We start from the raw sequence: 12,733 nt of genomic DNA, 5'->3' as shown, positions 1-12,733 counted from the left end.
TATTTTTGTTTTCGCTGAACTCTTTGTTTCTATCGTTGCAATAACTTTCTCCGCTGGGTATAATAAAAAAGAACATTCTCCAACCTCAAAGGAGGGATTTCTATGATAGAACAGCTCATTGCTGAAGCAACAGAATGTGATTTCAAAGTTGCTCTCGAAATAAAAAAGCCAAAAAGCTGGTTAAAAAGTGTCAGTGCCTTTTCCAATGGAATCGGCGGCACTCTGTTTTTCGGAATCTCTGATGACCGGAAACCTATCGGCTTGTCCGATGTTCAAAAGGATGCTGAGGCGATCAGCCGCTTAATTAAAGAACGAATCACACCATTACCTCAGTTTATCTTAAAACCATTACAGGAAGATGGTAAAAATCTATTAGCTCTGGAGGTTTCTCCCGGCCGTAGCACCCCATATTATTACAAGGCAGACGGCGTGATGGAAGCATATATCCGTGTTGGAAATGAAAGCGTAATTGCCCCGGATTACATTGTAAATGAATTGATCTTAAAGGGAACCAATCAGTCCTTTGATACCCTAACAACAGATGCGGTAAAAAAGGATTACAGCTTTACACTTCTGGAGGCAACCTATCTGGAACGGACTGGTCTCCGCTTTGAGCCATCAGATTATGTCTCCTTCGGTTTGGCTGACAAAAATGGGGTCTTGACCAATGCCGGAAAGCTCATGACCGATCAGCACACGGTTTATAACTCTCGTATGTTCTGTACCCGGTGGAATGGCTTGGAAAAAGGCTCTATCTTTGATGATGCATTGGACGATAAAGAATACGAAGGGAATCTGATTTATCTACTGAAAAGCGGCAGTGAATTTATTCGCAATAATTCCAAAGTCCGTTTTGTCAAAGAGGCACAGTATCGGGTAGACAAGCCGGATTATGCGGAACGAGCTGTGACAGAGGCTCTTGTCAATGCGCTTATCCATCGTGATTATATTGTGCTTGGCAGCGAAATCCATATTGATATGTTTGATGATCGGGTGGAAATCACATCTCCTGGCGGTATGTTTGGCGGCGGCTCAATTCAGGAATACGATATTTACAGTATTCGTTCGATGCGACGAAACCCTGTGATTGCTGACCTGTTCCACCGCATGAAGTACATGGAACGCCGTGGAAGTGGCCTACGCAAAATCGTCAGTGAAACCGAAAAGCTACCTGGATATACAGCGGCATATAAGCCTGAATTTACCTCAACAGCAACAGATTTCAGAGTCATCTTGAAAAATGTAAACTACAACTTAGAGGGTGACGCCCACCAAGTTATCCACCAAGTTACCCACCAAGTTATTGAACTATCAACGGTATCCAAACAGATTTTGGCTTTTTGCACAACACCAAAATCCAAGAAAGAGCTTGCAGTATTTTGCGGCTTCAAAGATTTAAGAAACTTCACTTTGAAGCATATCAATCCGCTTTTAGAATCCGGGCAATTAGAAATGACTATTCCCGATAAACCTAAAAGTCGCAATCAAAAATATATTACAGTTCGTTCCGAATAAACAGAGAAGCAGGGCATTGGGTCTCATCTCCCATTGTCCTGCTTCTTTTTCATTCCAAATTATATTCACATCATTTACCCATACACCCAATCCTGTATCGCAAATTTCAAACTCTGCACCTTTCCCAACAGCCAGATCGCAGCCAGCGGCAGCCCCATCGGGCTAATCAAAAATGCCATAACCAGCAAAATCACACCATTCTGCGGGGAATAGGTAATCAGCACAGCCACGCCAAGCAGAGCAATTACCGTGCTTAGTAGACCAAGCACCAGACCGGATATGTAGATCAGCCCCGTGCAGAGCCAGACAAAAAGCGTCAACACCAAAACGACCGGTGCAGTTACGATCATCAGTAGACATTTCAAAATCTTCATTCCTGTTCCTCCTTCCAACGCTCCAGATGCCGTTTGCACAGGGCATCCGCTTCTCTCTCATCATCTTCCGTCACTTCCCGTTTTCCTTTGGTCAGTTCAATCTCCAGATAAGTCCGGTAATCATCGGCTAAGAGGTCGAACAGTTCCTTGGGAGTATGGCACACCTCGCCAGAGCAATAGTGAAAATCTTGGTCAAATTCAACTCTTACACATCCATGGCGGCTGACATAAACTTCTATGGTCTCGTCTGCGGTCAGGTAATCCGCAAAAATCTCCAGCACCTTTTCAAAGGTCAGCATCTGTTTTCACTCCTTTGCTACGCTTCTTATTCTACTCATATTATCCGGTACGGACAGCCAAAAGGCAAGGATACCGCCAAAAAGAAAAAGCGGAGGGAGGTGCGGCGAAGAAACGCCGTTCCTCCCTCCGCAAATGGAGTATCTATCCCTGTTATGAAAGTTTAGAAAGCTGAGTAAGGATTTGACTCACACCCTCCCACAGTTGTTCTTGCCGCTGGGATATATTCTCCAAGTCAGCATCATAAACCCGCCCGGTCTCATGCACTTTGCGGGTCAGCTGATTCAAGTTGTTGCTGCTTCGGCGCATCAGGGAGACCAACTCCTTCAGCTCCGGCAGTTCCAGCTTGACCACATACCCATCCAGCGCCATTTTCCGCAGATAAGCGCTCAAATTCTCTGTCCCGTATTGCTGCATCTTTTGATGGATCAGTTCCAGTTCTTCTGCGGACACCCAAAACAAAACCGGAACATCCCGCTTGCGCTTTGCCATGGTTATCGCTCCGGCTCCCGTTTTTTCGGGGCGGCAGACTTATGGGCGGGCAGTTCCTGTTTGAGCTTATCCCGTACTGAGGGACGGGACGGTTCCAGCTTTTCTCTCTGGGTACGGCTGCGCTGCTGTTCTTCACGCACCAGATCAATAAAACCATCCAGAACAGCAGGGTGGCTGTTTAAGGCATAACCACAACGGACGGTTTCGGGATTATCATTAGGAATGGTCTTAGCCCATTCTTTGTTGCGTCGGGAGTAGCGCCCATCCCAGTCCTGAAGCTGGACCGTGTTAGACAGAACCATAGACACACGCTCCATGCCATAGGTCTCGATCACACCCTTTGCCGCATCGTGGCTGAGATACATTCCATCGAAATGTTCCCGCACCGCCGCTTCAATGGACTCCTTGCATTGGCGATTTACATTGTTGGAAGCTCGGTACTGCTCCAGCTCCCCATGTTCTCTCGCATAGGCAGCTGAATGGGGATAGACCGGTATTGTTCGCAGTTCCTCTTTGGCTCTGCACACATCGTCGGCACGGCTCTCAATGCTGTCCCGGATCACATCCATGTGACCGGTCTCCAGCTTTTCAAAGTAGCGGTACACATCCGCCAGCGGCGAAGAAGATTCCAAAAGTGCCTGGGCCTGGGCGTCGGTCAGCTCCAGCTCCTCCATCGCCATCACGATGTCCTCCCGGACGGTGTACTCATAGGTGTGGTGCAGGATTTCTTCTGGGGGCTGGCTTTTCAACCAGTCCCTATATTTTTCCTGCTCAGTGGCCATCTTTTCATAAAGGACCGTATTCAGATTATTGGTATTCATGTTATCGCACCTCCTCATGCTGTTTTGGTTTCTTTTCAAGGCTGCGTGGTGGCACAGGGCGTTTCAGGCTGTCCAGCACCGAGGGCCGCGCACTCTTGGCAACCACGGTTTCCGGCTGGGTGTGGCCTTTGCCGTCAATGTTCAGCAAGGTGTCCAGTTCCACCAGACGGGCGGACTTGACCCGCAGATCGTCCTCAAAGGGGAACGGCTTGCCAACTTCCTCTTTGGCAGCGGCCTGCTGCTGGTAAAGGTTCTCCAGCTGGTTTTTGACCGCCTCCAGACGCTGGGGCATCTGCGCCAGTGCGTTGTCGATGCGGGTGAGATTTCCGCGCGGGTCTGTACCGAGGGTCGCCCGATGGGTCATTTGTCCTTTCAGCAGGAGCGTATATTCCTGTTTCCACGCTTGAAATTCCACCGACATAGTGAATCCCCGGTAACTGCCAATCTGCACCGGATCGGAGGTTTTGACCTCCTTGCAGGCATCCAAAAGGGCTGCGCCGGCGTTCTCCTTATCGGTCAGCAGATCACCCCGGATTTCCATACCAGCAAAACCGTCCTCCGGGTGCGGGTGCGCTGCCAAACCCTCCAGATCGGATTCAAAACCCTTGATAAAGCCTTTGTGTTTTTCAATCTCCTCCGGGAAGTATTTGAGCAACTGGTCCTCCAGACGATATTGCTTGCTCTGGTGGTCGGCTTTCATCAGCTTCAGCTTGGCAACCTCCACATCCAAATCCATACGCTCCTTGATACGGGGATCTCCGGCGCACAGGGCTTTGATCTCGGCAAAGGAAAGCGCCGTTTCATCCACATCATCGCAGCTTCTCACAGGCGATTTCGAGGTCATAATCTGGCTGATGAATTTCTGTTTGTTTTCCACCGTCTGCCAGAGGTAGGCATCAAAAGTTCCCTCCGTGACATAGCGGTACACATGGACAAGAGGATTCTGGTTGCCCTGGCGCTCGATACGGCCCTTGCGCTGGGCAAGGTCAGTCGGTCATTTTTTGCGGACAGTTCATACATGCTATCCTTTTCTGTTCTCTGCTCCTGCGTTTGCTCTCGTTTGATTTCTCCCTCCGTATCTTCTTGGCACAAGCAGGACAATACCTTGATGCACCAGAGCCCGGGACATATTCAACGCCGCACACCGTACAATTTTTAGCGGGCATTGCTGCCCACCGTTTTGTAGGTATGATATGTAATTCATCGACAAAGCCGATGAATTTATAGTAAATCTTGATTTCCTGCTTCACTGTTCCGTCTGCCATCTTCTCACGCTCCGAAACAAGTATCTTGTCTATGAGTGCGTTTATAACTGTTGCATCCAGTTCTTTTAAGCCTTGATAATTTCGGATAAGGGCGAGGAAGTCACGGATTCCCCGTGATTTCTCGTAGCTTTCATTAAGAGTTTCCGTCACCTCTTTCAGCCTTGCTTCAATTTCAAGCTGCTCTTTCTGGTATTTCCCCGACATCATCTCAAAATTCCGCTCGGTAATACGCTCCATGACCTTATCCTCGTAGAGAGAGGAAAACAGCCTGTCCAGTTCCGCAAGGCGTTTGTTCAGCTTCTTACGTTCTTTCTCTAATGCTTTCGCCCTGCTCTGGTCTGTTTCCGTGAGCCGCTTTTCTATGGCCCTGACCGCCTTTTCATCATTCACTGCCATATCCGCAAAACAGTTGATGTCGGCAAGAACGGCATTGAATAAATCCCTTGCTTCTATATTGTGGGCACTACACTCGCTTCTTCCGTTTCTTGCATAATTATTACATGAATACTGTACACAGTCGATAATCTCTGGGCGTTTCCTCCTGTGTACGTTCATTGCCCGCAGAGCACATCCGCAGTCCACACACTTGATAACGCCTGCAAAAATATTTACAAATCCTCCCTTGTTCTGTGGAAGCCTACGACTTGTAATAAGCTGTTGGACAATATCAAATTCCTCCTGCGTGACTATTCCCTCATGGGTATTGGGTATCACTTCCCATTCTTCGGGCAGCTTAGAGGGGCGTTTCTTGCTTTTCATATTGGCGGCAATCCGTTTGTAGCCTACAAGATTTCCCGCATATATCGGGCTTCTTAAAATGCTCCTCACGCTGTTCCCACTCCAAATATAGCGTTTGTCCTCGTTCCCCTCAAAATGACGTTCAAAGCCTGTTTCGCCACGCTCCGCCGCATAAGCGGCAGGGCGTAGGATATGCTGTTTATTAAGATGTCTGCAAATTTTGGCAACTCCATTCCCTTTTAATGCAAGGTCGAATATCTCTTTTACAACATGTGCCACTTTATCATCTATCAGCAGATGGTTGTGGTCGGCAGGGTCTTTGATATAGCCATAAGGGGCGGTAGTTCCCATGAATTTCCCCTGTTGAAACCTCGCCCGATATGCCGATTTTATCTTAACAGATATGTCAGCGGCATACATTTCGTTTAAAATGTTGCGGAAAGGCGTGATGTCCATAGCAGATTTATTCAAGGTATCTACGCCGTCATTGACCGCTATATACCTCACGTTATGCTCTGGGAAGAAAACTTCCAGATATAACCCACAATCAAGATAGTTTCTCCCCAGACGGGATAAATCTTTCGTAATCACGCAGTTTATCAGACCGCTTTCAATGTCTTTTATCATATTCTGGAAACTTGGTCTTTGGAAATTTGTACCAGAATAACCATCGTCCACATACGTTTTTGCTATGTGCCATCCCTGCTTTTTCACATAATCCGTGAGGATGGATTTCTGTGTCGCAATGCTCGCACTCTCGTTATCCGTACCATCGTCTTTAGATAAGCGGCAATAAATGCCGACTAAATAGATTTTCTTTTCTTCTTTGATTCCTGCCATACTGTAAAACCTCCGTATCTGTCCTATCTGTTTTCATGTCCCATTGCGTACATTCTAAGCGGACAGCCCCTCATTGTCGAAGGTGTCGCCCTCGGCAATCTTCTTCCGAATATCCTCGGAGATAATCGGGACAAACGCTTCTGTAACGGTCTGTGTGCCGACATATTCACGGCTGATTATCATCTGCACTGGTGCTTTTGGCACGATACGCTTTCTCTTTTTATCTGCTTTCTTATCCTCGCCCATACTTAAATCTTCCTTTCCAGACAGGGCAGGGAAGAGTTTGGAAATGTCCCCGCCCTGCCAATCAGATACCATTAATCCTCGCTGTTTAATTCTTTCTGTAATGCTTTAAGGAGTGCCGCCGCTTCATCAGCGTTCAGCGTGATTCCCTTGCCGCACTTTTCACGGTTCGGGGAAAAGCTGCGGATGTCATACTTCGGCTCTTTCCCATTCCATGAAATGAGATTGATTTCCTTTGTGTAGCCACTGTCGCCCGTAGACAATACTGCGATTTCCTTTACGATTTCATACTGGATTTCTCTCATTCTCCATACCTCAACTCTCTGTATTTACTTCCCGAAAAAAGAAGATTAGCGGCTGTCACGGTTGCGTTTCCTCTGCAACTCACGCTCCAAAAGTTTGATGATGGTTTCCTCCATCTGCTTCGGCGTTGTGTTCTTCGGAAAGTATTTTTTCAGCTTGCTTGTGTTGATTTTCAAGGTTTCTTTCTGGTTGCCCTTTTCCTCCGTCATAATCGCAAATATCGTATCCATGTCAAGCCGCCCGCTCTGGCTTAACTGTTTCATCCGCTGTGCCTGTGAGAGTGAGGGCGTTGCTTCTTCGCTCTCCATCGTGGCAAAGAGGTTTTCCTGCTCGTCTTTCTTCAAGAAGGACAGTTCCACCGCAGGCGTGAGGGCGATTTTCCCCTCGTCCACCATCTGCAAAATCGGCGGTATCAGTTCCGTCAGGCGGATAAAACGCTGCACGGTCATCCTGCCCACGCCGAAGCCCTGTGCCACCTTGTCGTCCGTCCGCAACTTCGTCACAACTTGTGACGAGGTTAAGTCTGTGCGGAAACCCTGCCGCTTCATGGCTTCGGATTTCATCTTGTAAGCAAACGCCCGCTCCGATGGCAGGATATTCTCACGCTGCAAATTGCTGTCTACAAGGGTGATGATGGCTCGGTCACGGTCTAAGGGCAGGACAAACGCAGGCACGGTATTTATCCCTGCAAGTTCAGAAGCACGGACACGCCGCTGTCCTGCAATCACTTCATAACCGTCCCCGTCCTCTTTCGGGCGTGTGATTATCGGCGTGACAATGCCAAATTCCTTGATGCTTTCCGCTAACTCTGACAGTGTTTCATCTTCTGCCACATGAAACGGATTGTCGGGGAACGGGTACAAGTCTTTGGTCTTTAACACCTTAAAATCCTGTTTCTTCATTCACATATCTACCTTTCTTTCGCTCTGCTTCTATGATTTTTCTGCAATTCTTCCAACACTTCGGGCGGTATTTTTGACAGCAGCCGCCCCATCTGCTCGTTGGTTCTCTGCAATTCAAATATCTTCTGATTCGCTTTCTGCACCTTTAGTTCCTGCTCGTACTTTTCATCACGCATACGCCCCGCATAGTCTGATTCCTGCCCAATTCTCTCTTTCAAACTGTCGATATACGCCTGCTGTTTCCCGATTTCCTTAGAGAATTTCTCCACGTCTGGCAGCCATGCAGAGAGTAAATCTAACGCTTTATCCCTTTTCTTCCCTGCGTTAAAGGCGTTGATGTCGGATAGGGCAGACACGATTTCTTCATACTGTTTATCAAGCCTGCCGCCTAATTTATAGAGCCATGTGGGGACGTGTTTCCGCTTGGTTTCCATTGAGGACTGCCCCCGTTCAAGCTGATTCCACCGTGAGGACATCCGCTCATGGTAGGCGGTCTGCCACTCGGATAATGATTTCTGGTTGCCTAAGATAGCTTTCGCTGACAGCTTATTGTCTGGCGTAATCGGCACAAAGCAGAGGTGCATATGGGGCGTTCTCTCGTCCATATGGACGACAGCGGAGAGGATATTCTGCTTTCCAACACGCTCCGAAATGAAGTCAAGAGCCGTCTGGAAATACGCTTTTTGTTCTTCGGGCGGTAACTGGTTCATAAATTCTGGTGAAGCTGTGATGAGCGTTTCCACCATCATCACGCTGTCTTTCCTTGTCCTGCACCCCGCTTCGGCTACCATGCGGTTAATCTCTTTCTTGTAGGTGTACTTTGGTGGTGCTATGAGATGGTAATTGTTTTTAGAGCGTTCCATATCTATATCTGGGTTGCTTTTGTAGGCTTCTTTCTTCCGCTCGTTGTGGCGTTCACAAGCCGCAACGCCGCCCGCTTTTCGTTTCTGGAAACGCAGGATTGCATAAGGCATAGGCGGATTCCTCCTTTCTTTCGGCGGGTGACCGTCCTTTGGGGTGACAGCGGTGACGGTGGTGACAGCAGTTTTGGGATACCCCCTGCCGACTGCCGCAACTGTCACCCTCACCCCCTGCATGACGGTCATGTCGATGATGACGGTGTTTTTGGGATACCCCCCTCGCAAGAGCCGTCACCGTCATGCCGCCATTCTTTTATCCGAAGCCGTAAGGCGTAGGATAGCAGGGCACAGCCCTGCCTTAAGGGAGTCCAGAGGGAACGTCTGGCACACGACTTTGCAGGGCAAAGTGTAGTGTGTTACACCCTGTAAACGCAGTCGGAAAAATCGGAATGATTTTTCTGACCGCAGGGGTGGTTTTACACGACCGAAAAGGGCGAGTAAATCTCACGCCTGCATTTTGCGTTTACGGGGTGTTCTCCCGTAGGGATGACAGCGGCAGGGTATCCTAAAATCACTGTCACCACCGTCACTGCTGTCACCCGCAGGGCAGAGCCGCCAGCTTTACATGGCTTTAAGCGTCAATGACAGTAACAGGGGGGTATCCTAATATCGCTGTCACCACCATCACCGCTGTCACCCGCCCTCCTTGCAAGGGCAATCCGCCTGCCGTCTTTCCTGCGGCTGTACTGGTAGCAGATACGGTTCTCGCTTAAAAATGTGGTGCGGTATTCATTCAGCCATTTCGTAATCACCGTGGGTATGGTTTCCGTTTCCCCCATAGCGGCTAACAGTTCCGTTGCCGTGCCTATCCATTCTTCCTTATCCCTCATAAAATCCACCAACCGAAAAAGGACATCTGGTATCGTTTCTTTCGCAAGCTGCTCCTGCGTTTTCCGCTCCACAAGCTCCCAACGGCAATCACGGAAACGCAGCGTGTATTCCTGATAAGGCGTGTCCCTGCCCGTCACATACAGCTTGGCGGTGTCAGACGCACGTTTCTCCTTTTCCAGAACAAAGGTAGCGTCCGCACTCCCCGTTAATCCTGTCGTCCCAGACACCTTGTTGAACACGTCGCTGTCATTCTGCTTTCGGATGTGGTGTACGACAATGACCGCCAGAGAGTGCCTGTCGGCAAAGTCTTTGATGAGGGAGATGTCCCCATAGTCGCTTGCATAGGCATTGTCTTTTGAAGCTGTACGGACTTTCTGCAAGGTATCAATGACAATGAGCCTGCTGTCTGGGTAATCTTTCAGATAATCTTCAAGCTGCACGATAAGACCGTCTGACAGCTTGCAGCTTGCCACGGCAAAGTGGAGCCGCCCGCTTGCTTCGTCCGTCAAACGAAATAACCTGTCCTGTATGCGGCAGAACGTGTCCTCAAGGCAGAGGTAAAGCACATCGCCCTCCATTGTCGGCATATCCCATAAAGGGATTCCCTGCGACACGCATAAGCATAGCTTCAGCATGAGCCAGCTTTTGCCTATCTTCTGTGAGCCGCAGAACAGCGATAAGCCTGTCGGGATAAGGCTGTCCACCACAAAGGATGGTTTCTCAAGCGGTTCATAAAGGAGCGTTTCGGCGTTGACTGTCTGTAACTTCTGCATGGCTTTCCTCCTTTCGGGCGGTGTCTTTGTTTTCGTTGCACATAGGCGTTGACCTCCTTAAAAATAGATTTACTCCCACGGAAAAAAGTGAGAGTATGTAATGCCGCCAATCCCACACAAATAAAAAACAGATTTCTTTTTCGGGCGGTGTCGGTCACGGTTGGAGATATTTCTTCAATTTCCGCCTTTACTTTCTCCTTTGCAATCGCAACAGATTTCTGTATTGCCGAAGCGGTGCAATGCTCCATAGCGGCGATTTGGTAAAAATTGAACTCATACTCGTAGTAGAGCAGGAAACGCCGCCTTTGTATCTCTGGAAGGCTCCCAACCGCCTTATAGAGCGTTTCATTCCGTTCTTCCTCAACCATGCGTTCATCAAGGCTCTTAGGCACACGCAACGCCCGTCTGTAAAGGGTTTCGTCCCATACCTCGTTAAACTCCCTGTGCCGCTCGTCCCATTAGAAAAGATTCCTGTTCCTGCGCTCCATCTGCCGAAACTCCATAAAGAACTGTTCCGACACTTCCAACTCGTGGGATTTGCCCTGCCCGTCCTTAAAGCTGATAAAATACCTTGTGCCGCTTTCCGTGGATTCCTCCCGAAGCGTGTATGCCTTAACCCTGTATGCCATCCTGTTGTCCTCCTGCAAAAAATGAGTGAGGGGATTTCCATCCCTCACCCAGTAGCCCGCAGGATGGCAGGCTGTTTTAGAAGCTATAAAATTTTCCGCAGCTTCTTCCGCAGATGGTCTAACCTCGCATAGATGGCACCAGTCGTCAAATGCACAAGCGGGGCAATCTCCTTTGTGGAATACCCCTGCATTTTCAGCAGGACGATTTTCAAGGTACGCCCGTCCACCGTGACTAATACTTGATAGAGATTTTCGCTCTCAATCTCTTCCAGTAACTCCGCAACCGTACCCACTTCCGCCTGCCGCTCCCTGCCTGCCATGTCCTCAAGATATTCCGCAACGTCATTCGTCCATCGGTAAAACCGCCTGTTGGAATTGAAGTCTGCCCTGTCCGCCATGCGTATCTGCTCAATGGTCGCTTCATCAACGCCGCACTCACGCAGCAGCTTTTCCTCCGCTTCTTTCCAGATACGCCATTTCCTGTCCTCCCGTCCGTGGTTGTATGCCATTCTTACTTCCTCCAATCAGAATTGATTGAGAGGGCAGAGAAAAGCCCCCTCATCTTCCCAAAGGAAAAAACAAGGGGGCTGAACGCCTTAAATTTTAATTTTCTATTATCTTTCTTAGTTTTATTAGGATTCTGGCTTTGCGTTTGTTTACAACGCTCTGGGTTATGCCCAACCTCGCCCCGACTTCACGCTCGGAAAGTCCGTCAAAAAAGATTGCCTGTATCAGCTCCTGTTCACTATCCGACAGCAAAGGCAGGGCGGCTTTCAGCCTGTCCACCATGACCGCATTGACAACGGTTTCTGCAATGTCCACCGCTTCATCAGTGATAAAGTCCAGAGGATTCCCCTCGCTGTCCGTAAATCCGTCGAGAGATAGCAGTCTATTCTTTGTATCTAATTTTTGCAGATAACGCCACCGTTCCTTGTCACGGTAGAAGTCTGTGTATTGCTCCCTCACGACTTCAAGCAGACAGCCTTGAATGGGGATAAACAGCTTGTCCATATAGGTCTGGTCGGATTCCCTGCAACGGCAGAACTCCGTGTAGGATAATTCCACATAGCCGCCACTTTCTCTGATATATACCTTTCTTGGTGCATATTTCACCATAAATACCTCCCATCTGAATTTTTGAAATGTAAAAAATCCAGATGGAGAGGCGGAGAACGACACCGCATATCAGAAACAGCCCTACGGCACTTTCCAACAAAAATCGACAAAAGAAAAACCGCAAAGGCTCTGTGACCTTTACGGTTATAGGAAATAGTAATTCTATTGTATGGAGATTGTACTTCTACTTTCAAGGTGAGAAGTACCGTTGCACTGGCAGAAATTTTTTTAACTGGTTTCCTGCCGTTCTCTGATATGCTATGTATTGATAAATTTTGCTTCGTATGAGCAGATAGATAACTGCCCGAAAAAAGGACATAAAAAAATCCCTCCAAATTTAAAAACAAATTCAGAGGGTAATTTAGGGTATAACAAAATAACCCACCCGAATATCGTTTTTTTTATTTGGTGAGTTTGTTCTTTCAAATACGAAACAAAAAGAGCCGATGATTCGTGAATTGTTCCACAATTTCATCGGCTCTGCGTCTTAAGCGTCTGGCTCTTTGATGACAGTTATCTTCAAGTTGTCAACTTTAATCAATCTTTCTTGTCTGCATTTTGGACAATAAAGGGGATAATTCTCCAAAACAGTGTCCTTCCTAATTTTATTACGGGTTTTGCTCCCACAAACAGGACACAATATCCATTCGCATTTCATCATAATTAGTCTCTAA

The 12,733-nt window shown here is 48.1% G+C and carries 14 protein-coding genes and 2 pseudogenes; 1 reads left to right on the top strand and 15 read right to left on the bottom strand.

Features of this window, described 5'->3' with window-relative positions; genetic code table 11:
• Nucleotides 1-102 precede the first annotated feature (102 nt).
• On the top strand, nucleotides 103-1,515 hold the full coding sequence (locus HMPREF0240_RS10360; protein WP_009003379.1) for an ATP-binding protein: 1,413 nt from the start codon (nucleotides 103-105) through the stop codon (nucleotides 1,513-1,515).
• 74 nt (nucleotides 1,516-1,589) lie between these two features.
• On the opposite strand, the gene HMPREF0240_RS10355 is transcribed toward HMPREF0240_RS10360, so the two are convergent.
• The 15 genes and pseudogenes from HMPREF0240_RS10355 to HMPREF0240_RS23900 form a co-directional block, all read right to left on the bottom strand.
• Entirely contained in the window at nucleotides 1,590-1,889 is a 300-nt protein-coding gene (locus HMPREF0240_RS10355; RefSeq protein WP_008817075.1) for a CD1845 family protein, read from the bottom strand.
• The gene (locus HMPREF0240_RS10350) at nucleotides 1,886-2,188 is read right to left on the bottom strand and encodes a hypothetical protein (RefSeq protein ID WP_009003378.1); all 303 of its coding nucleotides are present in this window, start codon (nucleotides 2,186-2,188) and stop codon (nucleotides 1,886-1,888) included. The genes HMPREF0240_RS10355 and HMPREF0240_RS10350 overlap by 4 nt, the downstream gene beginning before the upstream one ends.
• Nucleotides 2,189-2,339: 151 nt before the next feature.
• Nucleotides 2,340-2,678: a plasmid mobilization relaxosome protein MobC gene (gene mobC, locus HMPREF0240_RS10345; protein ID WP_009003376.1), complete on the bottom strand. Its 339-nt coding sequence runs from the start codon at nucleotides 2,676-2,678 to the stop codon at nucleotides 2,340-2,342.
• 2 nt (nucleotides 2,679-2,680) lie between these two features.
• Nucleotides 2,681-3,499 carry a DUF3849 domain-containing protein gene (locus HMPREF0240_RS10340; protein WP_009003375.1) on the bottom strand — a complete coding sequence of 273 codons (819 nt, stop codon included), beginning with the start codon at nucleotides 3,497-3,499 and terminating at the stop codon, nucleotides 2,681-2,683.
• 1 nt (nucleotide 3,500) lies between these two features.
• Nucleotides 3,501-4,487, bottom strand: a pseudogene (locus tag HMPREF0240_RS10335) (helicase SNF2); the annotation flags it as partial.
• Nucleotides 4,486-6,342, bottom strand: a complete 1,857-nt coding sequence (locus tag HMPREF0240_RS10330) for a recombinase family protein (protein ID WP_001820670.1) — start codon at nucleotides 6,340-6,342, stop codon at nucleotides 4,486-4,488. The gene HMPREF0240_RS10330 and the pseudogene HMPREF0240_RS10335, both read right to left, overlap by 2 nt.
• 54 nt (nucleotides 6,343-6,396) lie before the next feature.
• A complete protein-coding gene (locus HMPREF0240_RS10325) occupies nucleotides 6,397-6,588 on the bottom strand; it encodes a hypothetical protein (protein ID WP_001820669.1) in 192 nt (63 codons plus the stop codon).
• A 71-nt stretch (nucleotides 6,589-6,659) separates the two neighbouring features.
• Nucleotides 6,660-6,890: a PC4/YdbC family ssDNA-binding protein gene (locus HMPREF0240_RS10320; RefSeq protein WP_001206986.1), complete on the bottom strand. Its 231-nt coding sequence runs from the start codon at nucleotides 6,888-6,890 to the stop codon at nucleotides 6,660-6,662.
• 45 nt (nucleotides 6,891-6,935) lie between these two features.
• Nucleotides 6,936-7,790, bottom strand: coding sequence for a ParB/RepB/Spo0J family partition protein (locus HMPREF0240_RS10315; protein ID WP_000743700.1), 855 nt, complete (start codon nucleotides 7,788-7,790; stop codon nucleotides 6,936-6,938).
• An 8-nt stretch (nucleotides 7,791-7,798) separates the two neighbouring features.
• The gene (mobV, locus tag HMPREF0240_RS10310) at nucleotides 7,799-8,764 is read right to left on the bottom strand and encodes a MobV family relaxase (RefSeq protein ID WP_001820668.1); all 966 of its coding nucleotides are present in this window, start codon (nucleotides 8,762-8,764) and stop codon (nucleotides 7,799-7,801) included.
• Between the two features lie 524 nt (nucleotides 8,765-9,288).
• Nucleotides 9,289-10,314 carry an AAA family ATPase gene (locus tag HMPREF0240_RS10305; RefSeq protein ID WP_001170964.1) on the bottom strand — a complete coding sequence of 342 codons (1,026 nt, stop codon included), beginning with the start codon at nucleotides 10,312-10,314 and terminating at the stop codon, nucleotides 9,289-9,291.
• A gap of 154 nt (nucleotides 10,315-10,468) precedes the next feature.
• Nucleotides 10,469-10,943, bottom strand: a pseudogene (locus HMPREF0240_RS24335) (sigma-70 family RNA polymerase sigma factor).
• A gap of 83 nt (nucleotides 10,944-11,026) precedes the next feature.
• On the bottom strand, nucleotides 11,027-11,452 hold the full coding sequence (locus tag HMPREF0240_RS10295; protein WP_000323895.1) for a sigma-70 family RNA polymerase sigma factor: 426 nt from the start codon (nucleotides 11,450-11,452) through the stop codon (nucleotides 11,027-11,029).
• A 94-nt stretch (nucleotides 11,453-11,546) separates the two neighbouring features.
• Nucleotides 11,547-12,056: a sigma-70 family RNA polymerase sigma factor gene (locus HMPREF0240_RS10290; RefSeq protein ID WP_105116765.1), complete on the bottom strand. Its 510-nt coding sequence runs from the start codon at nucleotides 12,054-12,056 to the stop codon at nucleotides 11,547-11,549.
• Nucleotides 12,057-12,546: 490 nt separating this feature from the next.
• On the bottom strand, nucleotides 12,547-12,720 hold the full coding sequence (locus HMPREF0240_RS23900) for a cysteine-rich KTR domain-containing protein (protein WP_002779755.1): 174 nt from the start codon (nucleotides 12,718-12,720) through the stop codon (nucleotides 12,547-12,549).
• Between the last annotated feature and the right edge of the window lie 13 nt (nucleotides 12,721-12,733).

This window comes from Clostridium sp. D5 (assembly GCF_000190355.1).
Lineage (GTDB): Bacteria > Bacillota > Clostridia > Lachnospirales > Lachnospiraceae > Faecalicatena > Faecalicatena fissicatena_A.
Note: the sequence above shows the minus strand (reverse complement) of the source record. Positions and strands in the feature narration are given on the sequence as shown.

Coding starts and splice junctions, on each gene's coding strand:
- HMPREF0240_RS10360 (WP_009003379.1), top strand. CDS start 103: ATGATAGAACAGCTCATTGCTGAAGCAACAGAATGTGATTTCAAAGTT.
- HMPREF0240_RS10355 (WP_008817075.1), bottom strand. CDS start 1,889: ATGAAGATTTTGAAATGTCTACTGATGATCGTAACTGCACCGGTCGTT.
- HMPREF0240_RS10350 (WP_009003378.1), bottom strand. CDS start 2,188: ATGCTGACCTTTGAAAAGGTGCTGGAGATTTTTGCGGATTACCTGACC.
- mobC (WP_009003376.1), bottom strand. CDS start 2,678: ATGGCAAAGCGCAAGCGGGATGTTCCGGTTTTGTTTTGGGTGTCCGCA.
- HMPREF0240_RS10340 (WP_009003375.1), bottom strand. CDS start 3,499: ATGAATACCAATAATCTGAATACGGTCCTTTATGAAAAGATGGCCACT.
- HMPREF0240_RS10330 (WP_001820670.1), bottom strand. CDS start 6,342: ATGGCAGGAATCAAAGAAGAAAAGAAAATCTATTTAGTCGGCATTTAT.
- HMPREF0240_RS10325 (WP_001820669.1), bottom strand. CDS start 6,588: ATGGGCGAGGATAAGAAAGCAGATAAAAAGAGAAAGCGTATCGTGCCA.
- HMPREF0240_RS10320 (WP_001206986.1), bottom strand. CDS start 6,890: ATGAGAGAAATCCAGTATGAAATCGTAAAGGAAATCGCAGTATTGTCT.
- HMPREF0240_RS10315 (WP_000743700.1), bottom strand. CDS start 7,790: ATGAAGAAACAGGATTTTAAGGTGTTAAAGACCAAAGACTTGTACCCG.
- mobV (WP_001820668.1), bottom strand. CDS start 8,764: ATGCCTTATGCAATCCTGCGTTTCCAGAAACGAAAAGCGGGCGGCGTT.
- HMPREF0240_RS10305 (WP_001170964.1), bottom strand. CDS start 10,314: ATGCAGAAGTTACAGACAGTCAACGCCGAAACGCTCCTTTATGAACCG.
- HMPREF0240_RS10295 (WP_000323895.1), bottom strand. CDS start 11,452: ATGGCATACAACCACGGACGGGAGGACAGGAAATGGCGTATCTGGAAA.
- HMPREF0240_RS23900 (WP_002779755.1), bottom strand. CDS start 12,720: ATGATGAAATGCGAATGGATATTGTGTCCTGTTTGTGGGAGCAAAACC.